Source organism: Pseudoalteromonas sp. Z1A8 (assembly GCF_011378855.1).
In the GTDB taxonomy this organism is placed as follows: Bacteria; Pseudomonadota; Gammaproteobacteria; order Enterobacterales; family Alteromonadaceae; genus Pseudoalteromonas.
This window is the reverse complement of the sequence record NZ_WTLB01000021.1, coordinates 31,460-57,256: the sequence shown is the minus strand read 5'-3', so window position 1 is coordinate 57,256 and position 25,797 is coordinate 31,460. Positions and strand designations below refer to the sequence as shown.

The 25,797-nt window shown below is 39.0% G+C and carries 23 protein-coding genes and 1 pseudogene; 16 read left to right on the top strand and 8 right to left on the bottom strand.

Features of this window, described 5'->3' with window-relative positions; translation table 11 throughout:
* Positions 1-237: 237 nt before the first annotated feature.
* The 3 genes and pseudogenes from GQR55_RS20345 to GQR55_RS10185 form a co-directional block, all read left to right on the top strand.
* Positions 238-312, top strand: a pseudogene (locus tag GQR55_RS20345) (endonuclease/exonuclease/phosphatase family protein); the annotation flags it as partial.
* Between the two features lie 387 nt (positions 313-699).
* A complete protein-coding gene (locus tag GQR55_RS10190) occupies positions 700-984 on the top strand; it encodes a damage-inducible protein J (protein WP_166420502.1) in 285 nt (94 codons plus the stop codon).
* Positions 981-1,259, top strand: coding sequence for a type II toxin-antitoxin system RelE/ParE family toxin (locus GQR55_RS10185; RefSeq protein WP_166420501.1), 279 nt, complete (start codon positions 981-983; stop codon positions 1,257-1,259). Before GQR55_RS10190 ends, GQR55_RS10185 begins: the two co-directional genes overlap by 4 nt.
* Before the next feature lie 756 nt (positions 1,260-2,015).
* Here GQR55_RS10185 and GQR55_RS10180 read toward each other — a convergent pair.
* Positions 2,016-3,392: an NAD-dependent succinate-semialdehyde dehydrogenase gene (locus GQR55_RS10180; protein ID WP_166420500.1), complete on the bottom strand. Its 1,377-nt coding sequence runs from the start codon at positions 3,390-3,392 to the stop codon at positions 2,016-2,018.
* Positions 3,393-3,750: 358 nt separating this feature from the next.
* Between GQR55_RS10180 and GQR55_RS10175 the strand changes: the two genes are divergently transcribed.
* Positions 3,751-4,317, top strand: coding sequence for a Crp/Fnr family transcriptional regulator (locus tag GQR55_RS10175; protein ID WP_166420499.1), 567 nt, complete (start codon positions 3,751-3,753; stop codon positions 4,315-4,317).
* Between the two features lie 49 nt (positions 4,318-4,366).
* Positions 4,367-4,861, top strand: coding sequence for a YgjV family protein (locus GQR55_RS10170; RefSeq protein ID WP_165727627.1), 495 nt, complete (start codon positions 4,367-4,369; stop codon positions 4,859-4,861).
* A gap of 39 nt (positions 4,862-4,900) precedes the next feature.
* Here GQR55_RS10170 and GQR55_RS10165 read toward each other — a convergent pair whose 3' ends face one another.
* Complete coding sequence (locus GQR55_RS10165; protein WP_165727626.1) at positions 4,901-5,416, bottom strand: NUDIX hydrolase; 516 nt, start codon at positions 5,414-5,416, stop codon at positions 4,901-4,903.
* A 224-nt stretch (positions 5,417-5,640) separates the two neighbouring features.
* Between GQR55_RS10165 and GQR55_RS10160 the strand changes: the two genes are divergently transcribed.
* From GQR55_RS10160 to GQR55_RS10135, 6 genes are all read left to right on the top strand, one after another.
* Positions 5,641-6,981, top strand: a complete 1,341-nt coding sequence (locus GQR55_RS10160) for a sigma-54 dependent transcriptional regulator (RefSeq protein ID WP_165727625.1) — start codon at positions 5,641-5,643, stop codon at positions 6,979-6,981.
* Positions 6,982-6,995: 14 nt separating this feature from the next.
* Positions 6,996-7,205, top strand: coding sequence for a histidine kinase dimerization/phospho-acceptor domain-containing protein (locus tag GQR55_RS10155; protein ID WP_166420498.1), 210 nt, complete (start codon positions 6,996-6,998; stop codon positions 7,203-7,205).
* 35 nt (positions 7,206-7,240) lie between these two features.
* Positions 7,241-8,725, top strand: coding sequence for a sensor histidine kinase (locus GQR55_RS10150; RefSeq protein WP_166420497.1), 1,485 nt, complete (start codon positions 7,241-7,243; stop codon positions 8,723-8,725).
* Complete coding sequence (locus tag GQR55_RS10145; RefSeq protein WP_165727623.1) at positions 8,726-9,187, top strand: response regulator; 462 nt, start codon at positions 8,726-8,728, stop codon at positions 9,185-9,187.
* 10 nt (positions 9,188-9,197) lie between these two features.
* On the top strand, positions 9,198-11,165 hold the full coding sequence (locus GQR55_RS10140; RefSeq protein ID WP_166420496.1) for a hybrid sensor histidine kinase/response regulator: 1,968 nt from the start codon (positions 9,198-9,200) through the stop codon (positions 11,163-11,165).
* Between the two features lie 379 nt (positions 11,166-11,544).
* Positions 11,545-12,165, top strand: coding sequence for a fumarylacetoacetate hydrolase family protein (locus GQR55_RS10135; protein WP_166420495.1), 621 nt, complete (start codon positions 11,545-11,547; stop codon positions 12,163-12,165).
* Here GQR55_RS10135 and GQR55_RS10130 read toward each other — a convergent pair.
* The 3 genes from GQR55_RS10130 to GQR55_RS10120 all read right to left on the bottom strand — a co-directional run bounded on the left by GQR55_RS10130 (position 12,116) and on the right by GQR55_RS10120 (position 14,670).
* Positions 12,116-13,039, bottom strand: a complete 924-nt coding sequence (locus GQR55_RS10130; protein WP_166420494.1) for an ABC transporter substrate-binding protein — start codon at positions 13,037-13,039, stop codon at positions 12,116-12,118. The genes GQR55_RS10135 and GQR55_RS10130 overlap by 50 nt on opposite strands.
* A 131-nt stretch (positions 13,040-13,170) precedes the next feature.
* The gene (locus tag GQR55_RS10125; RefSeq protein ID WP_166420493.1) at positions 13,171-14,223 is read right to left on the bottom strand and encodes an aldo/keto reductase; all 1,053 of its coding nucleotides are present in this window, start codon (positions 14,221-14,223) and stop codon (positions 13,171-13,173) included.
* A gap of 18 nt (positions 14,224-14,241) precedes the next feature.
* Complete coding sequence (locus GQR55_RS10120; RefSeq protein ID WP_166420492.1) at positions 14,242-14,670, bottom strand: thioesterase family protein; 429 nt, start codon at positions 14,668-14,670, stop codon at positions 14,242-14,244.
* A 202-nt stretch (positions 14,671-14,872) separates the two neighbouring features.
* Between GQR55_RS10120 and dinB the strand changes: the two genes are divergently transcribed.
* Both dinB and GQR55_RS10110 read left to right on the top strand, forming a co-directional pair.
* Positions 14,873-15,925, top strand: coding sequence for a DNA polymerase IV (gene dinB / locus GQR55_RS10115; RefSeq protein WP_166420491.1), 1,053 nt, complete (start codon positions 14,873-14,875; stop codon positions 15,923-15,925).
* 129 nt (positions 15,926-16,054) lie between these two features.
* Positions 16,055-17,575, top strand: a complete 1,521-nt coding sequence (locus tag GQR55_RS10110) for a leucyl aminopeptidase family protein (RefSeq protein WP_166420490.1) — start codon at positions 16,055-16,057, stop codon at positions 17,573-17,575.
* 73 nt (positions 17,576-17,648) lie between these two features.
* Here GQR55_RS10110 and GQR55_RS10105 read toward each other — a convergent pair whose 3' ends face one another.
* Both GQR55_RS10105 and GQR55_RS10100 read right to left on the bottom strand, forming a co-directional pair.
* Complete coding sequence (locus GQR55_RS10105; RefSeq protein ID WP_166420489.1) at positions 17,649-19,286, bottom strand: methyl-accepting chemotaxis protein; 1,638 nt, start codon at positions 19,284-19,286, stop codon at positions 17,649-17,651.
* Between the two features lie 144 nt (positions 19,287-19,430).
* The gene (locus tag GQR55_RS10100; RefSeq protein WP_166420488.1) at positions 19,431-21,656 is read right to left on the bottom strand and encodes a S9 family peptidase; all 2,226 of its coding nucleotides are present in this window, start codon (positions 21,654-21,656) and stop codon (positions 19,431-19,433) included.
* Between the two features lie 111 nt (positions 21,657-21,767).
* On the opposite strand from GQR55_RS10100, the gene GQR55_RS10095 reads away from it, so the two are divergent.
* Positions 21,768-22,166: an HIT domain-containing protein gene (locus GQR55_RS10095; protein ID WP_166420487.1), complete on the top strand. Its 399-nt coding sequence runs from the start codon at positions 21,768-21,770 to the stop codon at positions 22,164-22,166.
* 203 nt (positions 22,167-22,369) lie between these two features.
* Complete coding sequence (locus GQR55_RS10090) at positions 22,370-22,903, top strand: hypothetical protein (protein ID WP_166420486.1); 534 nt, start codon at positions 22,370-22,372, stop codon at positions 22,901-22,903.
* A 55-nt stretch (positions 22,904-22,958) separates the two neighbouring features.
* Here GQR55_RS10090 and GQR55_RS10085 read toward each other — a convergent pair whose 3' ends face one another.
* Positions 22,959-24,659, bottom strand: coding sequence for a Zn-dependent hydrolase (locus GQR55_RS10085; protein WP_166420485.1), 1,701 nt, complete (start codon positions 24,657-24,659; stop codon positions 22,959-22,961).
* 295 nt (positions 24,660-24,954) lie between these two features.
* On the opposite strand from GQR55_RS10085, the gene GQR55_RS10080 reads away from it, so the two are divergent.
* The gene (locus tag GQR55_RS10080; RefSeq protein ID WP_166420484.1) at positions 24,955-25,794 is read left to right on the top strand and encodes an HDOD domain-containing protein; all 840 of its coding nucleotides are present in this window, start codon (positions 24,955-24,957) and stop codon (positions 25,792-25,794) included.
* Positions 25,795-25,797 lie beyond the last annotated feature (3 nt).

The window sequence follows — 25,797 nt, the reverse complement described above, 5'->3', positions numbered from 1 at the left end:
TAAACGAAGCGCCATCCGACACAGTGAAATACCTTGCCAATTATAATCAATATTTTATGTTGTCGAGTGGCTGAAGAGTGCTAATTGCGAACCTTCAAGGCGTGTATCTGAAACTCTGTTGGGTGGCGCCTTCGGCTTAATCAACCTACCTTTTGACGTAGGTCGGATAAGTGGCGAAGCTACGCCATCCGAAAAAATGATGAATTTACCAGAAACAACCTTACTTACCGCGTTTAGCTTTCTTATGAAAATGCCAATCAGCAATCACTAGAAGATAAATCCGATGATCTAAAGCATGAAGAAATCCAATAGCTCGCTATGAGCAAGGCTGATAAGCGAAAAGTGCCAAGGTTTGACGAGGAGTGATAGCTATTAGACAGTGTAGGTCGGATAAGCGAAGCGCCATCCGACACAGTAAAATACCTTGCCAATTATAATCAATATTTTATGTTGTCGAGTGGCTGGAGAGTGCCAACAGCGGACATTAGTAACGAGACTGTAGAATAACCCCAACAGCCAAATTCAATTAAAAAACGAGCTCCTGTAATTAACTCTAAGCGTTTTTAAAGCATGAGGTAATGTATTTTGAGGTACGAAAAACAGCAAACTGTTTTTTGTCCTTTTGAGCAACTTGTAGTTGCCTAAGCACAACACCAGTGCTAACATTTGTGAGCACAAAATATAATTAAGGTAACTATTATGGATACTCGCATACAATTTAGAGTTGATGAAGAAACTAAACGCTTAGCGCAATTAATGGCTGAAAGCCAAGGACGCACATTAAGCGATGCATGCAGAGAGCTTACCGTTGGCTTAGCTGAAGAACAACGAAAAACAATGACCCAAGATTTATGGTTAACAGAACAAATAAATGCTGCATTTGACAAGATTGATAATGGTAAAGCTAATTTTATTGAACACAATGAAGCTAAAACTCAGATGGAGGCTAGAAAGAATAAGATCCGTAATAGAGATAAAATATGATTTTTTGGGAAGAGGAATCACTCAATGACCGAGAAAAGATATTTGAATTTTTATTTGATTTTAACCCTAGCGCAGCAGAGAAAACGGACCAAATAATAGAAACTAAAGTTGAAAACTTACTTGAGCATCCATTAATGGGTGTTGAAAGAGATATTTTTCGTGGTCGTGTATTAATTATTCCAGAAGTATCTATGATTGTCTCATATTGGTTAGATGGTGACACTATCCGAATAATGCGAGTGTTACACCAGAAGCAGAAGTTTCCACAAGATTAATAAAGGCAACTAATACCTTTATCAGAGCACACTTTCCCTATTTTAGCGCGAAAACGTCCTTATTTTATGAACTTATACTAATAGCAAATAGTGTAAGCTATTGCCAGCTATAAATATTATGCTTTCTGTAGCCTATATAAACATGTAAAAAAGAGGAAAGTTTCCTCTTAGTCTTACTTAGTTGACGGCAAGTCTCCTGAATGACCAGTTATCGCTCATTTTGTCTGTCAGGTTTCAAGTATTAGCTTCTACATATCAATAATTAGCTCTGGGTTTAATCGTACTTGGTCTAGCTCTGTTTAAGCATCATATTGTGATGTTTTCTGTAATAGTCCTCACTATGTTTATGCCTTTAATATATTGCTTAACTGGTTTGTTAGCGCAATTTAAAATAACGATAAAGCAGCGTGCTTACGTTTTTATTAAAGAAGCTAAATTGTGAAGTGAGTTTTAAATTATTAAAATTTAATGAAGTAGCAATGGTTAGTTTGTAACTTTTATTTTGAAGGATATTTAGTTTTTAAAAGCGCGATGTAAAATCGCGCCTACGAATATATCCAAAGCTCGGTACTGTCTCTTACTAAAAACTAAGTACTGTCTCTTACTAAAAACTAAGTGCTGCCTCAGAGAATTACTTTCTAAAAGTCATAAAAAAGCCTAAAAGTGGTTACCCGCTTTTAGGCTTAATAATTTTTGTGTTATAAACACGTATTAAAAATATCTATTTAAAACACTTATTTCATTTATGCAGCTAAATTAGCTGGCGATCATAATGCTTTTAACATTCACAAATTCGCGCATACCAAAACCGCCGTGCTCTCGGCCATAGCCACTGCCTTTAACACCACCAAACGGTAAGTTAGGCTGTGCTAAACCGTAACCGTTAATGTTGATCATGCCGGTGTCGAAGTATTTTTTAGCAAGCTCGATGGCTTTTTTCTCATCTTTAGAGAAAATACCACCGCCTAAACCGTAGCGAGAGTCGTTGGCGATGCGCATTGCATCGTCGTTGTCTTTCGCTTTTATTAGCGAAGCTACTGGGCCAAATAGTTCGTCATCGTATGCAGGCATGCCAGGCGATAAGTTATCTAGTAGCGTTGGTGGGTAGTAGTAACCTGTTTGCGATGGAATTTCGCCACCTGTCACTATGTTTGCACCGGCTTCAACTGATTGCATAACTTGGTCATGAATGCCGTCACGCAAGTCTTCACGTGCCATTGGACCTAAGTCTGTATCATCTGCCATTGGGTCGCCCATTTTCATGGCTTCAAATTGCTCTTTTATTTGCGCTTTAAAGTCATCATAAAGAGACTCAACCACTACATAACGTTTAGCTGAAACGCAGGTTTCGCCGTTATTAATCATACGGCCTGTTACACAGGTTTTAACTGCTAACTCTAAGTCTGCGTCATCAAGTACTAAGTAGGCATCGTTACTACCAAGCTCAAGTACCGTCTTTTTAGCATGCTTGCCAGCTTCTTCAGCTACTTTTTTGCCTGTAGCATCACTACCTGTAAAGGTTACGCCGCTAATTGCTTTGTGCGCAATGAGTGAGCTGGCGGTTTTACCGTCGATGAGTAAGTTGCTGAAACAGTACTCTGGGAAACCGGCTTGTTTAAATAGCTCTTCAATTTTTTCAGCCATGCCAAATACGTTACCCGCGTGTTTAAGTACGGTTGTGTTACCCGCCATAATATTGGCTGCACTGTAACGAATTACCTGATAAAGCGGGAAGTTCCAAGGCTGAATACCTAATAATACGCCCGTTGGTTGGTAGCTAATAATAGCGCGGCCACCTTCCATATCACGTTCTTCGTCGGCAAGTACTTGTGGGCCGTTTTCGGCGGTGTAACGACAAATAGCTGCACACAGCTCAACCTCTTGAAAGCCTTGCTCGTAAACTTTGCCCATTTCTTCGGTCATAAGTTTTGCAATAGCTTCTTTTTGCTCTTCGAAAAGTGAGGCTAACTTATTAAGATATCTCGCACGTTCAGTGAACGACGTTAAGCGCCATTTTAAATATGTTTCGTGAGATTTTTCGATTACCTGCTCAGCTTCCTTTTGAGAAAGTAGTGTGTAGGTATTAATGGTTTGCTCAGTTGCCGGATTAATCGTTTTAACTGTGTTACTCATTTCTATCTCCTTACAAATTAATTATCTATAAGGGTGCAAAACAAAAGCCAGATTAGTAGTTATCAATAAATTATTTATAACTATATGTAATATTTGAGTTTTTATTTTAACTTTTATAAAAGTATAATTTTTATTTAAAATGCTTTCTGATATGTTCTGTAAATAATGCAATTAGCAGAAAAAGTTACATAGGGATTAAAATGATACGTTTCTTCTAATCTTCACTTACTACTTATAGATTACTGATGGTTACTGCGCACGTATAAAGCTTAGTGCAGCGCTGATAATATAAGGTTGTTTACTCAATATGCTAATACGAGTGCAGCTAAAATTCGCAAATGATTAAAATGGCAAATAAATGAGTCAAACATATGTATTTGAACTGGGCGATAGTTATGCCGAGCTTACACACGTTTTAAAACAAAAGCTGGCGGGGCAATACTCAGTTAAGCAATTTTCCCGAGATACAGTGCTATTACAACAAGGCGAAACGCAGCGTTATGGTTATTTAATTATTGACGGTGTACTTGGCGCTTTGCACTCTACAATTGATGGAGGGCAAAGGTGTAAGGAGTTTTATTTTAAAGATGAATTTGCGCTATTGTTTGCTAATTGGCTTACAAACACAGAGGCTTTTTATCAGTTAAAGGTTATAAAGGCTGCCACAGTTATCATTGTCCCATTACATATATTTGATAACAGTGAATGGGTCGACATTAAAAACCAGCTTGTTGTTCAGCAGCTTATATTTAAAGAGGCAAAGGAGGCTTTTTTACTACTTAATAGTCCTGAGCAGCGTTATCGTTATTTATTACTAAAAAAGCCGCACTGGCTTGCACAGCTAAGCTTAACCGAAGTGGCTATGTATATTGGTATATCGGCTATTTCGTTATCACGAATTCGTAAACGACTTAACTTAAGTTAAGGGTAAAAATAGTAAAGCTGGTTAGACTGCTGCTTTTTCAGGAGTCACTATGTTTTTATTTGCTCAGTGCTTGGTAGCCATCGCTACTTTATTAGATTTAGCTTCTTTTCAGTTTAAGTCTCGTTCGCTTATTTTAATGTGTTTATTTAGTTCTGTTTTACTTACGTCAGTTCATTTTTTTATGCTTGGCCATGCTAGTGCGGGCAGCTTAATGCTAATTGCTGCAATACGTTATTTATATTGTGTATTTGCTCGAAAAACATGGGTAATGTTGGCGTTTATGTTACTTAGTTGCTTAGCCGTTTATATTACTTGGTATAGCTGGCTAAGTGGTTTGGCACTTGCTGCAACACTTATTCAGACTTTTGCCTCATTTCAAAAAAATGATCTGTATTTACGCTTAATTATGGTGGTGGGTACATCGCTTTGGATAAGTCATAATATATTAGTAGGCTCGCCGGTTGCGGTATTAATGGAAAGCCTATTTATGGCCAGTAATTTAGTAGGGCTATATCGGTTTTATACCCCTAAAAAATTAGCTTAGGGGTCGGTATATTTCGTTTTCTAAACAGGTAAGTAGACGTTAAAAAAGCTGTTCAGCAATCTTTTTAAGTAAGTAGGTTTCTCGCAAAATAGAAAGCCCTTGTTTTTCGCTGTTGGCAAGCGTGCGCTCGTTATGTGCAATTGCATCATTAATATTGACCCATTTAGCAGTCATGCCATTTTGTTGCTCGTAATGTTCAAGCTGGGCTTTACCAAGTTCGTCGGCAATATTACATACGTAGCAATACGATTTTATATGGATAATGTCAAAATCGTCTTTATACCAAGGGCGATACTCTTCGTAGAGTCCAAAGGCTTTTACTACACTTATTTGCTGTGCACCGGTTTCCTCATTTAGTTCGCGTATTAAGCCTTGCTCAATGCTTTCGCCTTCATCCACGCCACCACCGGGCAAGCTATAATCTTCATAGCGGTTTGTGTACATTAAAAGTATTTTACTATTTTTAATTACAATGGCACGCCCTGTTATGCGAGTAAATTGAGTGCCTTGGTCGATATTAATACCTGAATGAATCAGGGTTTTTAATTGCTGCATTTCATCTCCTTTGTGGGATGTTCATATTATCAGTTACTATCATTGTGTGAATAGGAACGATTTAAATTATTTTTTATGATCGATTTTTTTAAGCATACGTAAATATTGAGTTGGTAACATAAGTAGCATCAAATCACTTAATTATTTAAGCTATAAGGTTTTAAGTACGCCTTTAAATTAGTATTTATGATGCGTAGAATAAGAAAAAAGCATAGGGATTTATCATGTTAAACATACTTTTAGTAGATGATGACGTCGAGTTTAGTGACGTTGTATGCCACATAGTCGAATTCCTCGGCCACAATATAAGCACCGCCACCAGTTTAAAAGAAGCACATCAATGGTTTGAAAATAATACCTTTGACCATGTGCTGTTAGATTTTATGTTGCCAGATGGCAGCGGCCTGCATTTACTCGATCATTTAAAAATGATTGGGCAATCTCCAAAAATTACACTTATTTCGGGCCACCCTTCAGTGAAGGGTATTTTAGCTGAAATGTGTGAGCCAAATGTTGGGCATTTATTAAAGCCATTACAACGCGAAGATTTAGAACTGGTTTTAAATGGCCCTAAAAAAGCAGTTAAAAAAGCAAAGTCGAGTGGTATAACGCGTCACTTTGGTGGCTTAATTGGCGAATCAGAGGTAATGCACAAGCTTTACAACATGATTGAACGCGTTGCTAAAACAAATGCTAACGTGATGCTCATGGGTGAAAGTGGTGCAGGTAAAGAAGTTGTAGCTCAAGCTATCCATAACGCCAGCCAGTGTGAAGGCCCGTTAGTGGCGAGTAACTGTGGTGCGCTTTCAAAAGAGTTAATTGGTAGTGAATTATTTGGCCATGAAAAAGGCGCTTTTACCGGTGCTATAGCTCGTAAAGAAGGGGTATTTGAGCAATCAAATAACGGTACTTTATTTTTAGATGAAGTAACCGAAATGCCAATTGATATGCAGCCAAATTTACTGCGAGTGCTTGAAACTAAAAAAGTAACGCGCGTCGGTGGTAACAGAGAAATACCAACAAATTGCCGTGTTATTTCAGCCACTAACCGCTCGCTTACCGATTTAGCGCAAAATAATATTATTCGTGAAGATATTTACTTTAGGCTAGCGGTTTTTCCTATTGATATACCGCCACTTCGCGATAGAAAAGAAGATATTCCTTTATTAGCTAAAGCGTTTTTAGATCAACTTAATGACGAAAATGGCACTGCCTTTAGTTGGACGCCAGCACAGCTTAAAGAGTTGCAAAGCTATGAATGGCCGGGTAACGTGCGCGAAATTCGCCATGCGATACACCGTGCATTTATTATGAGTGATCCGCAAACTAGCGATATTATTTTGCCTGATAATTTAGAATCGCCGTTTTCGCGTGTTAATAATCAAACTGCAGAAAAGCCAGTATCGGCAGGGCAAACAATTGAAGAAGTTGAAAAAGAACTTATTCATGCAACGCTTGATAAAGTGCAAGGTAATAAAACACTTGCTGCGCAAATGTTAGGTATTAGTACAAAAACACTTTATAACCGCCTTAATGCGTATGGCGGTATTGGCGAATATAAATAGATCTGAGGAAGGGTATGACATCAGACAATAAAACAGAGCAGCTTAATAAATTAGTACACGATGCAAGAGGGCCGCTAAATCGTATTTCGATGAATGCCGAGCTTATTAAATTGGTACTTGAAAACGATATGCCAAAAGAAAAAGCGTTAGATGCACTTGATAAAATTATCAATAATTGCCAACAGTGCAGCGAAAGTTTACAAAAAATATCAGACTCTCAATAAATACAGTGTTGTTTAAACACTAACTCGGGAAGCTAATGAACAAGCAAAAACATCAAAGCAAAGCGAATATTACTTGGGCAGCTTTTATAGTTGTTGTGTTGAGTATTATTGTAGGTAACGCATTTTTAGCATTGAACACTATTCAAGGTTTAACACAAACCCAAAAGAGTTTAGACAACACAAGTATGCTGACAACGGCAATTGAGCAATTGCATTTATCTATAGTGCAGGCTGAGTCGGGTCAGCGTGGTTATTTATTAACGGAAGAGGCTGATTATTTAACGCCTTACTATGATGCGATTGGGCAAATACAGGCACAAACAGATCATGTTAAATCGCTTCACTCTGAAATTGATGGCCAAGCAGATCGTATTGCTCAGTTACTAGTGCTTGTAGATAGTAAAATTAACGAGCTTAAAAAAACCGTTAACCTTGCACTTGATGATAGAGAAAGACGTGCATTGTATGTGTTAAATACACATAAAGGGCGAGATCTTTATAGGCAAATCCGTGAACACGTAAATGAAATACAAGACCGCGAATTACTTTTCAAAGTGAGTCATTTTTCAAAGTTAGCAAAGATAAAAAATGAGGCTAAAATTACGTTTGCTATAACGGCAATAACAAGTGCACTACTTATTATTGGTATGTTTGTAATGACGCGTCTTAATTTAAGAAATGCTGCAAAGTATCGTTTTGAGCTTGAAAAACAAAACGAAACATTAGCAACGAAAGTGTCTGAACGTACGCAAGAATTAACGTTGTATTCTGACGAGTTGAGCCGAAGTAACCGAGAGCTTGAAGAGTTTGCTTTTGTGGCGAGCCATGATTTACAAGAACCACTTAGAAAAATTCAAGCCTTTAGCGATCGTCTTGAAACAATGTTTAAAGATGAACTTGGTGAAAAAGGGATTGATTACATTGGCCGTATGAAAAATGCAGCTCAACGTATGTCTAACTTAATAAACGACCTATTAGAGTTTTCGCGTATAGCAACGCGTGGTAAAGACTTTGACGATACAAATTTAAACGAAGTGGTAACCGATATATTAAGTGATTTAGAAATTGCGATAGATGAGTCTAATACACAAGTAGATGTAGAAGACTTACCGGTTATTCAGGCTGATAAAAGCCAAATGCAGCAATTGTTTTTAAATTTGTTGTCGAATGCGGTGAAATTTAGACGCCCAGATGTAAGTCCACATATTAAAATTAGTTACCAGCATGAAAATATCTTTAGTGCTGATCATAATACCGAATTAAGTTTTCAAGTTATTACAATAGAAGACAATGGCATTGGTTTTTCACAAGACTACGCCGATAAAATATTTGTACCGTTTCAGCGTTTACATGGCCGCTCAGAGTATAAAGGCACGGGTATTGGCCTTTCTGTATGTAGGCGTATTGTGGAGCGACATGGCGGAACAATTACAGCCCAAAGTAAAGACGGTGAAGGTGCAACTTTCACCATAAAACTACCTGTGGAAGCTGCGCTTTTCACATTGCAAGGAGAGGCTTAAATGCCCTATACAAAAGTAAAACCGATTACTATTTTAATGGCAGACGATGATGAAGATGATCGTTTATTAACACAAGATGCCCTTGCCGAAAGCCGTGTACTTAACGAACTTCACTTTGTTGAAGATGGTGTTGAGTTACTTGAATACTTAGAGCGTAAAGGTAAGTTTGAAGACAAGACAACATCGCCTCGCCCAGGGCTTATATTGCTTGATTTAAATATGCCTAGAATGGATGGCCGTGAAGCGCTTGAAGCAATTAAAGCAAACCCTAACTTAAAGGGTATTCCGGTTGTAATTTTAACTACGTCTAAGCAAGAAGAAGACATGGTTAAAGGGTATAACCTAGGCGCTGCATCTTATATTACAAAACCTGTAACGTTTGATGGCCTAGTTGATTTAATGAAAACACTTGGAAAATACTGGGTAGAATTTGTAGAGCTACCGACAACATTTAACGATTAATGGAGATTGTATGTTAGATAAAGTGACTCAGTTGCTGCTTGTAGAAGATGATGAAGATGATTACATACTCACCTGCGACTATCTGGACCAATTGGATTCACACACGTTTAACATTCAATGGATAAGCTCCCCTGAGCAGGCAATTGAAACGCTTAGCAAAAATGAGCACGACATTTGCCTGCTTGATTACCGCTTGGGTGCATCTAATGGTTTAGATGTATTAAAAGAAGCCATTACTAACGGCTTTAGCGGACCTATTATTATGCTTACCGGGCAGTCAAACGACGAATTAGATTCAGCGGCACTTGATGCTGGCGCGGTAGATTATTTAATAAAAACAGAAATGAGCTCTAGCCGCTTTGCGCGTGCTATTCGCTATGCTTTGGCGCGTAAGGATGTTGAAGGTGAGCGAGTAGAGCGTTTAAAAGCCGAAGCAGAAAACCGTTCAAAAGACCGATTTTTAGCGCACTTAAGCCACGAATTACGAACTCCTCTATCGTCTATTTTAGGTTATACCGAGCTATTAATGCAGAGCGACTTTAGTCAGCAAGCAGAAAATGAGTTAGGTGTAATTTATCGAAACGGTAAACACTTATTGAGCCTATTAAACGATGTGCTCGATTTATCTAAAATAGCCGCCGATAAACTAGAGCTGACTCTAAGCGAAGTTAACCTTGATAGCATGCTTGCCGATGTATACACGTTAATGCGCGTATCGGTGTTAGATAAGGGCCTTACGCTGCGATTTGAATCACATCAGCCATTGCCTTTAGTTGCACGACTTGATGCAACAAGAGTTCGCCAAATTTTAATAAATTTAATAAATAATGCGGTTAAGTTTACCGATAAAGGCGAAATTGTTGTTAATGCGTGGACGCAGTGGGTTGATGACACCGAAATGCTGTTTTTTAGTATTAAAGATTCAGGAATGGGTATAGCCCCTGAAAAACAAGAACTGATATTTAAACCGTTTGAGCAAATAGCTGATGTAGAATCGCGCTCTGTAGGTGGTGCAGGTCTTGGCTTAGCAATATGTGCTGAGCTGTTAGCGCGTATGCGCGGTGATATTAGTTTGCACTCTGAAGTTGGTAAAGGCTCTACGTTTACTATTTCGGTTTACCCAGGTGATATTAGTGAAGTAGAGCGCCAAGTACTTAACTTTAGCAGTGCGCCGCAACTACAAAGTAAATCGGATCCATGCAAAGTGCATGGGCGAGTATTAGTAGTTGATGATTTACGTGATTTACGCATGCTAGTTGGTCATATGATCAGTACTTGTGGTGCGCGCGTCGATTATGCCGAACATGGCCAGCAAGCGCTTGAAAAAGTGCGTATTGCAGATGCGTATAAAGCGCCTTACGACATTATTTTTATTGATATTCATATGCCTGTAATGGGCGGCAAGGAAGCTACCATAGAGCTTAGAAAAATGGGTTACAAAGGCCCAATAATCGCGCTCACTGCTGCTACTATGAAAGGGATACATGAAGAACTTGCTGCGCTTGGCTTTAATGATGTAATACCAAAACCGGTTGATAGCACCGCTTTGTATCAATGTTTGCAAGATTATTTGGTAGCGCCAGAACATGCTCCTCAAGCTAAAGATATAAATAGTAGTTCGGACTTAACAGAGAAAAAACAGCGCTTTTTACTTGTAGAAGATGACCACGATGCAGCGCAAATTACACAGCTACTTTTAGAAAGTTTAGGTGTAGAAACTGTGATTGCGTCTAGCTGCGCGCAATGTTTGCAAATACTTAATCACGACCAACAATTTAATAAAGTATTGTTAGATATGCATTTACCTGATGGGTGTGGCGTTGATTTAGGTCAGCAAATTAACGACCGTTACCCTGAACTACGCTTAGTGATTGTAAGTGGAGCTGAGCCAGACCCAAGAGAAATAAAAGATTTAAATATTGACCGAGTTTTACTTAAACCTATTAATTTGAGCTTGTTAGAAACACTAATTAGCTAGGGCCTGTTTATCTTTCGAGGTTGAATTTGCAGCAGTATGTTTGGTATTTAGGCAAGGCAGAGCCTGTATAGTGTGGTTACTCCCCATAAATAGGCGATAACGTAGAACAAATGCCAAACATGCGCTGCCCGAAGGGTTCTGCCCAGGGACTATTTACTTTTTGTTGCCTACATGGATTTAGGTAAGGGGCGTGAGCAGGACGCGGAAGCTTTGCTCGGTTTTTACTTATTCTTACATGGATGTAAGCCAGTAGAGTAACGCAGGAGCAGTTACCGAGCCCACTAGGTTACAAACCTCGCGCCGCGATTAAATAGCCCCTAGATTGAACAAATTTCAATCCTGAAAGGTCAACAGGCCCTATTAACTGAGATGTTATTATATGCATTCAATAAAGTTATTATCTGAGAAATTAACACCATCAAAAGTAGTCTGTGTTGGCCGTAACTATACCGCACACATTGCAGAGCTAAATAACGAAACGCCAGATCAAATGGTTTTATTTAATAAGCCAAATAGCGCAATTACTAATACGTTATTTGCAGCTCACAACGGCGATACGCTGCATTATGAAACCGAGTTATGTTTTGTAATTAAAAATAAAAAGTTTGTAGGGGTTGGGCTCGGCCTTGATTTAACTAAGCGCACTGTGCAAAGTAAATTAAAAAATAAAGGGCTACCTTGGGAGCGGGCTAAAGCGTTCGACGGGTCTGTTATTTTAAGTGACTTTGTTGAATTAACAGATGCAATGCAGCACTTTACCTTTGAACTTAAAATTAATAATGAAGTGACTCAGCGAGGGGATACTCATTTTATGCTGCATAACCCAGATTCAATTTTACAAGAAATTAGTGAATTTATGAGCTTAGAAGATGGTGACGTAGTAATGACAGGCACACCGTCGGGCGTAGGCGAGGTAACACCTAAAAGTATTTTCTCTGTTGCGCTTTATGCTAATGATCAGTGCTTGCTTGAGCATCAGTGGAAGGTAAGTAAAAATTAATGACTTGCTGTTGGTAGTGTTTATCAAAGTCGGCAAAGGTGGTTTTAAGCCAATTATGCTGACTTTGCTGATATTCAGGCGATTGTAGTACATTAGTTTTTAGTGCGCGATTAATTTTTTTAAGCGCCTGGTCTGCAAAATTATTAGGTGCGTTAGCCGCACAGCCTATTGCTCCTCTTATAAATTGAACATCATTTTCTGCTATTGGCACACTCTCTATATTGTTAAATTCCCCTTGTTTATTAAAGTAATCAGCCATAAACGGGTAATCAATTGAGTAGTCTAAAAAGCCGTGACTCAAGCGGGCTATAACGGCCTGACTTTCGTTTTCACTGCCCCAGGTTAATGACGATTCTTTATCTTTTTTTGTGTTTTCAATAATCTTATTTATTTTAGTTGTAAATTTACGTGCTGCGGCTTGCCCATATACGTATTGTGGGTCAGTTAATAAATTAATCAAATGAATTGGTGAACCGTGTTTTTTCTCTAATTGCGGTTTTAGCTCTTTAGTCGTGATAATCGAAAATGGGGGATATACCGTTGTTGGGTTTGAATAGTTAAGTAATTGGTTATTATGTTTATTATAAATAACACACGGAAAACATACGTTTTTTCCTTCACTTAAATATTTATTTATACGCTGCTGAGGGACAATTAAACGAGTATGTTTTACATCAGTAATGGTTCTGATTAGTTGCTCGGTTAGGTTGTCGCAAATCCCACCTTGTGGTGCATTTTCGCTTGTAGCCATATGAAAAGGGGGCGTGTAACTTTGTAGCCAAATAATCTCCTCAATAGGTTGCACTTTTTGCTCAGCGGCGTATGCGTTAAATACAGTTAATAAGCAAAATGCGTAGTATCTGTTTTTAAACATAGTTAAACGCTCGAGCATTGATAAAAGTTAATTAAAGTATAGTGTTAGTCTTTGTGGGGGCAAACTTTTGCGGCGGTTTTTAATTTTAAAAAAATAGCCTTGCAATAAGGCTATTTTCAATTGAAGTATAACTAATAAGGCATTGGGTGATTTTTAAATATAACCCCAATTTCGCTAAGTAGCTCATCGCTAAGGGTAATGTTAAACGCGTCTATATCTTCTTTTAATTGCGCCATACTTGTCGCGCCAATAATTGAGGACGTAACACCATCAACTTGGTTACACCATGCTAGCGCAAGCTGCGCTGGGGTAATATTATTTGCATGAGCCAGCTCAACATATTGCTTAGTTGCTTGTTCTGCATTTGGTGTATCTCTAAAAATACCGTTGCGCTGCATGAAGGTCCATCGAGAGCCTTCAGGGCGAGCACCATTTAAGTATTTACCCGTTAATAAACCGGCAGCCAGAGGCGACCATGGTAAGTAGGCAATATCTTCATGAACACATTGCTCTATTAAATATGGCCAATCTTTAGCATGCGCTAGGCTAAATTCGTTTTGAATAGACACCATACGCGGTAAGTTATGCTCTTTAGCTAAACTTAAAAACTGGCTTATACCCCATGGCGTGTCGTCAGATAAACCGCAGTGCTTAATTTTTCCTGCTTTTACACATTCATTAAGTCCTTCTAGAATATCGAGCATACTAGCTTGCTGCTCTTGTGTATTTACGTCGGTAAATTTAAGCGTGCCAGGCCACTGCCTACCAAAATGTGGTGTTGAACGGTTTGGCCAATGTAACTGATATAAATCGATGTAGTTGGTTTGAAGGCGCTTGAGTGAATCGTCCACGGCTTCTATTACTGTTTGGCGAGTAATATTGCCACCATCACGTACCCACGATAAACCATTGCCTGCAATTTTTGTGGCAAGTACTACATCGCCGCGTTTTTGTTTATTACGCGATAGCCAATCGCCAATAATTTCCTCTGTTTTACCATAGGTCTCTGGCGAAGGAGGCACAGCATACATTTCGGCTGTATCAATAAAGTTTACGCCTTGCTCTAGCGCGTAGGCTATTTGCTCATCCGCATCGTTTTGAGTGTTTTGTTTGCCCCAAGTCATACTGCCTAGGCACACTCTAGATACGTCTACACCACTGCTACCTAGTGGGCTGTATTTCATAAAAATTCCTTAGCTAAATTAGTGTTGAGCGTGGCTAGTTAAAGCCGATAAAAGAGGCTCAGAAATCGCAGCTTTTTGCCCTGTTGTAAAATCAAACATGACAACTTTAGAAGTACCCGTTGTTGTTATAGCCTTTTGAACATGGCTGTAAACGGTGTAATTCATGGTGAAGCGGTCTGTTTTTATATCAGTAATAGTAACACCCACTGTAAGCGTATCGGGAAAAGTGACAGGGCGTTTATAGCGAATATTATTTTCGCTAATTACTGGGCCCACACCATTAAGGCTTATTGTATCGAACAGATTTATTTTATTTAAGAAGTCGATTCGGGCTATTTCAAAGTAACGTAAATACACTACATTATTTACGTGTTGTAGTGCATCCATATCAGCCCACGCTACGGTGATGTCGGTATGGATAGGGTGCTGATCTTTAAACGTTTGCATGCACTTTAACTCTTTATTTTAAAGCACTAGATTACCAATATGACGATATGACCTCAAGGTAATTAGTGTGCTGTTTTTATGTATGACGAGTTTACTAAACTTGAACCCACCATAATAAATCGATTAACCAGAGTTTAGGAGCTTGCTTATTAATAATGATTAAATAATAATGGCTGTATAAATAAACAGTGTTGTAATGGTGATGAAAAAGTTTATTCACATAGACATGGATTGCTTTTACGCAGCAGTAGAAATGCGAGATAACCCAAAACTTGCACATGTACCGCTTGCTATTGGAGGCAATAGCCGACGAGGCGTGCTCTCAACTGCTAACTATATAGCGAGAGAGTATGGCGTGCGCTCGGCTATGTCGAACTATCATGCTAAACAATTATGCCCCGATTTAGTTATTGTTCCTGGGCGCATGGCTGTATACAAAGAAGCTTCAAATCAAATACGCGAAGTATTTAACCGCTACACAGACTTAGTTGAACCTCTTTCTTTAGATGAAGCCTACCTAGATGTAACAGACAGTAGTGCTTGTAAAGGCAGTGCCACGCTTATAGCACAGCAAATAAGAGCGGATATTTACACAGCCACAGGGCTTACTGCATCGGCAGGTATTGCACCTATTAAGTTTATTGCCAAAATAGCCAGCGACGAAAAAAAACCGAATGGTCAATTTGTAGTTTTGCCTCACGAGGTCGATGACTTTTTGGCGCAATTACCGCTGGGTAAAATTCCGGGTGTAGGTAAGGTCACCCTCGAAAAACTCAATTTAAAAGGGTTATATACCGGCAAAGATGTACGCGAAAAAGGCGTAAATTGGATGCAGCAACATGTAGGTAATTTTGGCGTGTCGCTTTATCAAAAATGTGCAGGTGAGTATGTTGGTAAAGTATCAACAGATCGCATCAGAAAGTCGCTGAGTGTTGAGCATACCTACGAATACAATAAAACAAGTTTGCAAGAGTGCTTAGATGAGCTTCCAAAACTGTTAGACGAATTAGTTTTAAGGCTTAATAAGCAACAATTACAAAACCGTATAAATAAACTGAGTGTTAAAGTGAAGTTTGCAAATTTTGTAGTAACCTCAGCCGACCAAGCATATCACGAGCTGAATACTGAAATACTTGTTCAACTACTTACCAAAGCCTATCAACGAGGTCTACAACAGCCTGTTCGGTTACTTGGTATAGGCGTTGGCATTAAAAACGAGCCAGAACAAAACTTCCAACTGAGTATTCTCGATTAAGCTGTAAAGCCTGTAACCCCAAGTTGCCATTTATTGGCAACTTGTATAATTAGCTCATCGCACCTAGCTGGTCTTCAATATTTAAATCGACGATAATAGATGCTTATGTTTTCTAACAGGACTTTATTTATGGCATACCCTCAAGCGGTTAGTGCAAGCCTTGAATGCACATCTCATGATGCGCTTATTATTATTAGTGATGACTTTTCTCAATTACCAAATAACTCATTACGTGATGCTATTTTAGACCAAGCAAAAGTTGATTCTCGCATTGGTAAGCAAGTTACTTTATTAGTGATTGAAAACAAGCGTGTTGTACTTGCGCCAACCGGTCCGTTAAATAGAGATTACGACGACGTTCGTCGTTATTTTGATGCAGCTAAACTAGCAATTAACGAAGCAAAAGCATCGGGTAGTGTTAATCCTACATTATTTTTACCAAATTTAAATGGTGATAGCCGTTACCAACATGCGCTAGAAGTTGCTTATTTAGGTGCTTGCCAAGCATTATGGCAGCCATTAGAGGCGCGTGAATATCACGGTGAAAGTATTGAGCCTATTACTCAAATTGGCTTAATGGGCGCGAACGAGCAAACAATTAAAGCAGTTAATGCCATTGCAGCAGGGCAGTATGCAGCACGCGATTTATGTGGCACTGAACCAGAGCGTATGGCTCCACCGCGTTTTGCTGATTACTGCGTTGATTTGTTTAAAGGCTCAAATGTGGCCGTTGATGTAATTGATGATATTACTGCTATTGATAAAAACTACCCAATGCTAAGTACGGTTGCTCGTGCATCATACGCAGTTGAGCGCCATCACCCACGTGTTGTTAAGCTTGAATATGTACCAGAGGGCGAAATTACTCGTACACTTATGTTTGTAGGTAAGGGCCTTGTATACGATACAGGCGGTGCAGATCTAAAAGTAGGCGGCCATATGGCAGGCATGAGCCGTGATAAAGGCGGCGCAGCATCTGTTGCGGGCTTTATGAAAGCTGTTGCAGATTACCAACCTAAAGGCGTTAAAGTAGTATCGTATTTAGCTGTTGTTCGTAATTCTATTGGTTCAGATTGTTTTGTGCCAGATGAAATTATTACTAGCCGCGAAGGTGTACGTGTACGCATTGGTAATACCGATGCAGAAGGGCGTTTAGCAATGGGCGATCTACTTAGCGAAATGAAAGATTTAGCTAAAACGCAGGTTAATCCAACGTTATTTACTGTTGCTACATTAACGGGTCATGCGGCTCGTGCAATGGGTCCTTACGGTGCGTATGTTGAAAATGGCCCTGCTCGAAGCGCTGGTGTATCTCGTCAAATTGCTGACCTTGGAGATTTGTGGGCTGATGGCGCTGAAGTATCGCGTTCTCGCCGTGAAGATTACGACTTTATTAAACCACGCACACTAGCTGACGATGTTTTATCTAGCAATAACGCGGCATCGGCTGTTACCGCTCGTGGTCATCAGTTCCCAATGGCATTTATGGCTATTGTTGGTGGGCTTGATAAACACGGTAACGACTCTGCACAGCCTTTACCTTATGTGCATATGGATATTGCGGGTAGCGGTGTTGAAGGTGGTGATTGGCAGCACGGTAAGCCAACTGCCGCATCAGTAACGAGCTTGTTTGCACGTTACTGTTTGTAAGCTAAAAACTTACATGCAATAAAAAAGCCCTGTTAATTCAGGGCTTTTGCGTTTCATGATAACGGTATCGCTATCAATCTAATTTAAAGCGATTAACTACGCTCGAAAGCCCTTGGCTACTTTGCTTAAGGTTATCGCTGGCATTTGTAAGCTGTTTAGTATTATTAAGTGACTGCTCTGTTGATTGAGATAGCTCGTTAATACGTAAATTAACCTCGTCGGCAGCTTGAGTTTGCTGCTCTGTAGCACGTGCAATTTGGCTGTTCATTTCGGTAATAATTGAAACAAGTCGTTCTATTTCATTAAGTGAAGTATTGGCAGACGACGCCTGATCTACGGTAGAAACCGAAAGTGCTTGGCTTGATTTAACTGCTTCAACAGCTGCCTTTGCACCTTCTTGTAGTTTAGTGATCATGATTTGAATTTCGTCTGTGCTTTGCCCTGTACGGCTTGCCAATGTTCTTACTTCATCTGCAACAACTGCAAATCCTCGGCCGTGCTCTCCTGCGCGAGCAGCCTCAATGGCGGCGTTTAATGCCAGTAAGTTTGTTTGCTCCGATATACTTCTGATTACATCAAGTACAGAACCTATATTATGACTCTCGTTGGCTAAATCTTCTGTCACGCGGCTAACGGTTTCTATGTTACTTGAAAGTGTTTCTATGGCTGTTATTGTTTGCGCCACCACATTTTTACCCGTTGATGCGTTTTTTGCTGCATCTTTAGCTGCTTGCTCTGCGGCTTCGGCGTTACGGCTCACATCATGTATTTGGTGAGTCATTTGCTCCATGGCAGCTGCAACTTGGGTTGAGCTATCGTTTTGAAGCTCAATAAATGAGTGGCTCGTTTTACTTGATTCGTCAACGGTATGCGCATGCTCGCTTACGTCGCTTGCGCTTTGTGATACATGAACAAGCGATTCTCGCATTTTTAAAACAAATAAATTAAACGAGTGTGATAGTTCAGATATTTCATCGTTACCGGATTCATTTAATGTACGAGTTAAATCGCCTTCGCCTTGTGAAATATCTTTCATCATATCGGCTGCTAAACGAGTAGGTATTAAAATGCTTTTGCCTATAAAGTAACTAAGTAAAATAACAGCAATAATCATAATTGTTGCACTGACGACTATAAGGTTTCGTTGCTCACTAAATGCTTCGTCTATTGAGTCAAGATAAACCCCTGAGCCAATAATCCATTGCCACTGATTAAAACCTTTAACAAATGCGATTTTTTCAACTGGTTTTTCTTTACCTGGTTTTGGCCATTTATAAGGTATAAACCCTTCACCATCACGCTTAACTATATTAGCCATTTCTACAAAGAGCGCCTTGCCATCTGGATCTTTATTATTACTTAAATCTTTATTATCGAGAGCAGGCTTCATTGGATGCATTATCATTGTAGGCTGATAATCATTTATCCAAAAATAATTAGTATTGTCATAGCGCAGTGCTTTTATTGTTTCAAGAGCTTGCGTTTGAGCTTGCTGCTGGGTGAGTGAGTTACTTTGCTCAAGGTCATAAAAGTGCTCGATTATACTGTACGCAGTTTCTACTACATTTTGTGTTTTAAGGTACTGCTCGTTTTTAAGAGAGCTATATTGGTGAGTTAGGCTAGCTACACTAAGCGCTATAAGCCCAAATATCACAATTGCTATGAGCAGCGAGAAACGTTGAAATATACTAAAACTACGTAAACTAGGCATACATTTATCCTCAAAAAGTGTGCGCTTTAGCGCATAGAATAAGCGTAGCTAAAAAGAGAGTTTAATCTAGGCTTAACAACCATTAATGCAAAAAAAAGGCTGATTTATCAATCAGCCTTTAGTCTACTTTTTAAACTTGTTTAACTATTTAACATCAAAATGACGATTAAAGAAGTTTGTAATTGTTTGATGCAAGTGCGTTTGCACTTGTTTACCACGTAGGCTGTGCTTAGAGCCTGGGTAGGTCATCATTTCAAACTGTTTTTCGTTATCTTGTAGTTGTTTAAACAATTTAGTTGAATGCGTAAACAACACATTGTCGTCGGCCATTCCATGATAAATCATTAATGGACCTTTTAAGCCATCTGCGTATGGGAATACTGCGCTGTCCTCATAACCTTTAGCATTTGTATCAGGGTGACCTAAATAGCGCTCAGTGTAATGCGTATCGTATAGAGCCCAATCAGTTACTGGAGCACCCGATACGCCTGCTTGAAAGTAATCGCCCGCTTTAAACATAGTCATAAGTGCCATGTAGCCACCGTAACTGTGGCCATAAACACCAATGCGTTGTGGGTCTACGTAATCAAGTGTTCGTAAAAACTCTACGCCTTTAATTTGATCGGCAACTTCCACTACACCTAAGTGTTTATAAATAGCATCTTCAAACTTTTTACCACGGTTGTACGAACCACGGTTATCCAGTTGAAAAATTACGTAACCTTGTTGCGCCATGTATTGAAAATACAAGTTTTTGCTGCGCCAGCTATTCGTTACTCGTTGAGCATGCGGACCACCGTAAACATTAACAATAACAGGATGCTTTTTGCCATCGGTTACGTTACTTGGCTTAAATAAACGGTAATGCATAACTTGGCCATCTTCGGCTTTAATTGTGCCGTATTCTGGTTTTGTTAAATCGCTTAAATAAGGGGTAAGCGGGTGGCTACTATCTAGCTTGTTTTCTTCAAGCCATGTAATAAATTCGCCGTTTATTTTGCGAAGCGCTGCTGAGTTTGGTGTGTTATCAGATGAGCTATTATCGATAAAGGTTTTGCTGTCTTTTGCTAGCACAACATTATGGTACTGACCTTTTTCGGTGATACGTTTAGCATCGCCTTTTTTAAATAAAGGTGCGCTGTATAAATGGCTTTCAAGCGGTGTATCTTTTCGACCGGCAAAGTAAACAATGCCTTTTTTCTCATCAATGCCTTTTAAGCTATCAACAACCCAATCGCCAGAAGTAATTTGGCGAACAAGTTGACCGTTAGTGCGATATAAGTATAGATGTTTAAAACCGTCGCGCTCAGATGCCCATACAAAGTGCTTTTTGTCTTTTAAAAACTCAAGATCAAAATGTAGATTAATCCATGTATCGCTGTTTTCGGTTAGTGCTACTTTTTGTGCTTTAGTTTCGCTGTTATAAAAACGAAGTTCTAATTTATGTTGCGAGCGATTTTGCCATTGGTACGACAATGTATTGCCGTCTTTTAGCCATTTAGCACGCGCTATATAAATGTCTTCATCTTTACCTAAATCAATCCAATCTACTTTTTGATCGTTAAGTTTAACAACACCCAGTTGGATTTTTACGTTATCGGTACCTGTAAACGGGTAGCGTTGGTTGAATAACTTAACTTCATCAGCGTAAATTTCGTTACGGATAGCTTCTTTTACTGGGGTTTCGTCAACACGGGTATAGGCAATTTTAGTTTCATCCCCTGACCACCAGTAACCCGTCATACGGCTCATTTCTTCTTGAGCAACAAACTCGGCCATACCGTTTTTAATTACGCCACCGCCATCTTTACTAAGCTGAATCTCTTTACCTGATTCAAGCTCTAAAGCATAAAGATTTTGTTCACGAATAAACGATACATAATTACCTTTAGGTGAAAAGCGTGCATCGGTTTCAAATGTTTCAGTGTCGGTTAGCTTTTTACTTTTACCAGAGGCTAAATCGTAATAGTAAAGGTCGCCGTTAAGTGGGAATAAAAGTGCTTTACCGTCTTTAGACCATTTGTACTCAAGTATGCCTTTACCAAAAATACGTTGGCGTTCGCGGCGAGCTTTTTCTTCATCGGATAGATTTTCTGGGCCTGAAAATAACTTTGCCGAATCAACTAGCACACGGTTGGTGTTATCTTTTAAATTGTATTCCCATAAATCGTAGCGGTTGTAGTCATCGCTTTTACCTTGCAGGTAAGTTACACGGCTGCCATCAGGCGAAAATTTAAGTTGTACAGGTGATTTACCTGACAGGCTTGGATCGTCAAAAATACGTTCCAACGATAAAGGTTTTGCTTGAACACTAATAGCGCCAACCATTAACGGTAGGGCTAGTGAGAGGTGTTTTATTTTTTTTAGCACAAGGTTGCCTTAGCTTATTATAAATATTGCTTTGATGTTAAAGCCAAGCGTGTGCAACTGCAACTAAATGCTATAAAGTGGCGATTATTAAAGACAAAGTAGGACATAACAATGACAAACCCTAAATTTGAACTTGCACCAGAGCTTAAACGTGACTGTATAGAACTTGCTGATTGGCCGCTGTGTAAAGTACTTTTATTAAACGATAGTCAGTATCCGTGGTTTGTATTAGTGCCAAGGCAGGCTAACTTAAGAGAAATAATTGATTTATCTGAGGATGATCAAGTAGTTTATTTAAAAGAGTCAGCCAAGTTAAGTAAGTTATTAATGGATGTGTTTAGTCCGGATAAGTTAAACGTAGCGGCTTTAGGTAATATGGTACCGCAATTACATATTCATCATATTGCGCGCTTTACGAGTGATGCTGCTTGGCCTGCGCCAATTTGGGGTAAATTTTCTGCAGTCCCTTATACTGATGATCAAATAGTAAAATTAAAAAACCATTTTTAATAGCTGTTCGGGTTTATTTATCTTTCGGGGTTAAATTTTTAGTAGTCTGTTTAGTTTTTAGGTAAGGCCGAGTTTATGTTTATGTTGTGCGTCTGCTTCGCATAAATAGGCGATAACGTAGTATAAATGCCAAATATGCGCTGCCCTAGGTCGAAAAAATTTTAATACTGAAGGTCAACAGACTCTAATCAATAAGGAATAAAATGAAACTAATCAATCAACTTTGTACGGGTTTATTTATTGTCGCATTATCAGGAGGGTACTTTGCAGTTGCAATTGAGCAGCCAGTTAACACTGAAATTATTAAAAAAACAGACATACAAAATTTAGTTGAACATAGTAATCATGTTTACTCTGCTGCCCAACCCAGTGCAGAGCAAATTAAGCTGTTGTCACTTGCAGGTGTAAAGCATGTAATAAACCTACGCTCCTCTAGTGAACAAACGTGGGATGAAGGTGAGCTTGTGCGATCTTTAGGGATGAGCTATCACGCATTACCTATTGCAGGTGCGAAGGATGTTACTGTTGAAAATGCGCGTAATTTAACAAACTTACTTAATGAGTTTGAGGGAGAATCGATTTTAGTGCATTGCGCAAGTAGCAATCGAGTTGGAGCGTTGATTGCAATTTCTGCACATGAGCAGGGTCTTGATGTAGGGGCCGCGCTTGATAAAGGAAAACGCTGGGGTATGAAAAGTCTAGAGCCTGTAGTGCGTGAAGTGGTAAACGATAAATAATAAAAAAGCGCTGCAGTTATAAACTACAGCGCTCTTAAATTATCACCGTGCTAGGTTATTTTAAACCTAGTACTTCCTTACCTTGTTTAAACGTAACATCTACAGGAATATTTGCTTTGCTTAGTTTTTCTAAGTCTTTAGCAAGTTCTTCTTTAATATCACCATGAGTTGCGATTAGTTGATCTACTTTTTCGTAATCGCCATCACCTTGTAAGGTTAAAATTAAGCGAGATAGGTCAGCAATAGCAGTGCTCATTTTTTCCATGTTTATACTATATAAGCCCGCTTCATTTTTAGAAAACGCGCCTTCTTGTGCAAAAAAGTTAAAGCGGATCATATTCGCTTGACCATGCGCACTTGATGCACCAAAACGTACTGAGCGGAATATGCCAGCCATAAACGTCGTGTAGTAATCTTCAAGTGTACCTTCAGTGATCTCGCCTTTTTTAAGCAATTGCTCAACCATGTACAAACCTAAAATATCGGCTTTGCCTTCTTCAAGCGCACTCGCGTGCTCTTGTAATGATTGACGAACAGTTCCTTTACCAGTGATTGTATTTTTAATACCTAAACCATGCGCTACTTCATGGAACATAGTGTTGGCAAAAAAGGCATCAAAAGTAATGTGTTTACGCTGCTCAGGTACAATTAACTGCTCTGAAATTGGCACTAAAATTTTATCAAACTTAGCGCGCATTGCATTTTTAAGTTGCAGGCGACGAGTCCCTTTTTCTAACTGTACTTGCTCATCGTTTGGTAAGTTAATTGCAATTGTTTTGCTGCCAGCGTTTGAATGCCCTGCGTAGTAAACAACATCATAGGCATTTAGATCGGCGTCAGAGCCTGGTACTTCTTGTTTGTACTTAGCATCAACAGGTAAGTCTTTTTGAAGTTCAGGTAAAAATGCTGCAAATTTAGCTAAACGTTCGCTCCATTTTAAATCTTTAATAAGTACGTAAGATTCATAAGCAGCACGGTAACCAAATAATTGATCTTCATAAGTTTCAATTGGGCCAATAACCACATCTACTGGGTTGTTTTTCATGTCCATCCAAGCAAAGTCAGAAACTTGGAAGTCATCTTTTTGTAGAGCGTCAGCACGCAGGTTTAGGTAATTAGCAAACTCTTTATCATCGGCAAGTTTACTTGCTTCACGTAAAAGGTCGGCTGTTTTTGCAAGCTCAACGGCATACTCTTTTGAATATGGCACACTATAAAGCTTACCTTGCTCATCACGCTTAATTACAGAGTAAAGCCCTGTTTTGTCTTCAACATCTGCATTGTTTAACTCTTCTTTAGTTATATCGGCAGGGTAAAACTGTGCGCCAAGAGGCTTTTCTTTATAGCTAGATAAAAACGCTTCATCGCCATTTAAACGGTCCCATGGGCCGTAGTTAATATCGGCAAATTTACGTACTTTTTCGTCACCTAACTTTGCTAAAAAAGCATCTTTATTCTCACCAAAAGATTGCTTCCAAAATAACTCGTCCATTATTTTTGAAGCATCAATAAGCTTTCCAACCATCGCTCTTTGGTTGTCGCTCAAGTGTGATAAATCACTTTTCAAGCTAAAGTCGGTGTAAATATCTAAACGTTGTTTATCTGCATTAATAAGCTTAGGACCTGATTGTGCACTGCTTTTTTGAGCAAGCTCTACGGCTGTGTTGTCGGTAGAAGACGGTGCTTGTTCAGAACATGCACTAAGAAAAACAACACCAGAGAGCATAATTGCTTGGCTAATTTTATTTAAGATCATTATATTGCCTGTTAAAAAGTAAGTTTAATAATTGTACTGCTTTAGTTAAAAGGCTAAATACGTACAAACGCTTCCTTATTGTGAGTGCATTAAAGCAAAACTAAATGGTAAATAGCAAGTATTTGGCGTTGTAAGGCAAGCATGAGCGGTAAAACATTATAAATAAAAATAAACTTCTATAATTTTCTTAACTTTATCGGTAAGTTAGACAATACTAATTATATTACTAATACAAAAATTAACTGCCTGAGTTTGCAGTTACTTTACAGGCTGAACACAAAAGGACGGCAGCTTTATGTCTACAGAAAACGCTTTATTAACGATTCTAGTCGATAGAATAAATAACGATACGTTGGTTTTACCAACGCTACCTGAAGTAGCGATTAAGGTTCGCCAAGCTGCAGATAACCCTGATGTTAATTTAATGCAAATGTCAGATGTAATCTCACAAGATCCAGCGCTTTCAGCTCGTATGATAAAAGTAGCTAATAGTGCAATTATGGGACGCTCTGTAAAAGTATCTAATTTGCATCAAGCAGTGACGCGTATTGGACTGCGCCAAATTAAAAATATTGCAACGGCTATGGCTATGGAGCAATTATTTGTATCAAACAATGAGCTAATTAAAGGCTACATGGGTAAGGCATGGCAAAAAACATTAACGGTTGCTAGCCATTCAATAACACTCATGGAGTTTTACTTAAAAAACAATAAACACACTTCATTAAACCGTGATTCAATTACATTAGCTGCGCTTGTTTATAATATTGGTGTATTACCAATTTTAACTGAAGCTGAGCGCCACCCAGAAGTATTTGCAAATCCAAGCTTTTTAGCTCACGCAATTCAAAAGTTGAGTGGAAAAATTGGCTCATCCATCATGCAAGCTTGGGAGTTTCCTAAAGAGTTTGTAGATGTGGCTCTAAGCTGGGCAGATCCAAGTTACAAACCTGATAAGGTTAGTTACGTAGACTTTATAAGAGTAGGGGCTATTTTAGAGGGGACGTTACAAGTTTCTGATAAATCGGCAGCGCTGCAAACATATATAGATAAAGGTGTAATACCATCTATGCAATTATTCACAAGTGATGAATACAACGATATGCTAACTGATGTGAAAAACATGTTTAGCTAAACA

Excerpts from the sequence above, each read along its gene's own strand:
- GQR55_RS10080 (WP_166420484.1), top strand. The coding sequence starts at position 24,955 with ATGTCTACAGAAAACGCTTTATTAACGATTCTAGTCGATAGAATAAAT.
- GQR55_RS10095 (WP_166420487.1), top strand. The coding sequence starts at position 21,768 with ATGACAAACCCTAAATTTGAACTTGCACCAGAGCTTAAACGTGACTGT.
- dinB (WP_166420491.1), top strand. The coding sequence starts at position 14,873 with ATGAAAAAGTTTATTCACATAGACATGGATTGCTTTTACGCAGCAGTA.
- GQR55_RS10145 (WP_165727623.1), top strand. The coding sequence starts at position 8,726 with ATGCCCTATACAAAAGTAAAACCGATTACTATTTTAATGGCAGACGAT.
- GQR55_RS10185 (WP_166420501.1), top strand. The coding sequence starts at position 981 with ATGATTTTTTGGGAAGAGGAATCACTCAATGACCGAGAAAAGATATTT.
- GQR55_RS10175 (WP_166420499.1), top strand. The coding sequence starts at position 3,751 with ATGAGTCAAACATATGTATTTGAACTGGGCGATAGTTATGCCGAGCTT.
- GQR55_RS10130 (WP_166420494.1), bottom strand. The coding sequence starts at position 13,039 with ATGTTTAAAAACAGATACTACGCATTTTGCTTATTAACTGTATTTAAC.
- GQR55_RS10190 (WP_166420502.1), top strand. The coding sequence starts at position 700 with ATGGATACTCGCATACAATTTAGAGTTGATGAAGAAACTAAACGCTTA.
- GQR55_RS10120 (WP_166420492.1), bottom strand. The coding sequence starts at position 14,670 with ATGCAAACGTTTAAAGATCAGCACCCTATCCATACCGACATCACCGTA.
- GQR55_RS10180 (WP_166420500.1), bottom strand. The coding sequence starts at position 3,392 with ATGAGTAACACAGTTAAAACGATTAATCCGGCAACTGAGCAAACCATT.
- GQR55_RS10125 (WP_166420493.1), bottom strand. The coding sequence starts at position 14,223 with ATGAAATACAGCCCACTAGGTAGCAGTGGTGTAGACGTATCTAGAGTG.
- GQR55_RS10085 (WP_166420485.1), bottom strand. The coding sequence starts at position 24,659 with ATGATCTTAAATAAAATTAGCCAAGCAATTATGCTCTCTGGTGTTGTT.
- GQR55_RS10160 (WP_165727625.1), top strand. The coding sequence starts at position 5,641 with ATGTTAAACATACTTTTAGTAGATGATGACGTCGAGTTTAGTGACGTT.
- GQR55_RS10110 (WP_166420490.1), top strand. The coding sequence starts at position 16,055 with ATGGCATACCCTCAAGCGGTTAGTGCAAGCCTTGAATGCACATCTCAT.
- GQR55_RS10165 (WP_165727626.1), bottom strand. The coding sequence starts at position 5,416 with ATGCAGCAATTAAAAACCCTGATTCATTCAGGTATTAATATCGACCAA.
- GQR55_RS10170 (WP_165727627.1), top strand. The coding sequence starts at position 4,367 with ATGTTTTTATTTGCTCAGTGCTTGGTAGCCATCGCTACTTTATTAGAT.
- GQR55_RS10150 (WP_166420497.1), top strand. The coding sequence starts at position 7,241 with ATGAACAAGCAAAAACATCAAAGCAAAGCGAATATTACTTGGGCAGCT.
- GQR55_RS10090 (WP_166420486.1), top strand. The coding sequence starts at position 22,370 with ATGAAACTAATCAATCAACTTTGTACGGGTTTATTTATTGTCGCATTA.
- GQR55_RS10140 (WP_166420496.1), top strand. The coding sequence starts at position 9,198 with ATGTTAGATAAAGTGACTCAGTTGCTGCTTGTAGAAGATGATGAAGAT.
- GQR55_RS10155 (WP_166420498.1), top strand. The coding sequence starts at position 6,996 with ATGACATCAGACAATAAAACAGAGCAGCTTAATAAATTAGTACACGAT.
- GQR55_RS10135 (WP_166420495.1), top strand. The coding sequence starts at position 11,545 with ATGCATTCAATAAAGTTATTATCTGAGAAATTAACACCATCAAAAGTA.
- GQR55_RS10105 (WP_166420489.1), bottom strand. The coding sequence starts at position 19,286 with ATGCCTAGTTTACGTAGTTTTAGTATATTTCAACGTTTCTCGCTGCTC.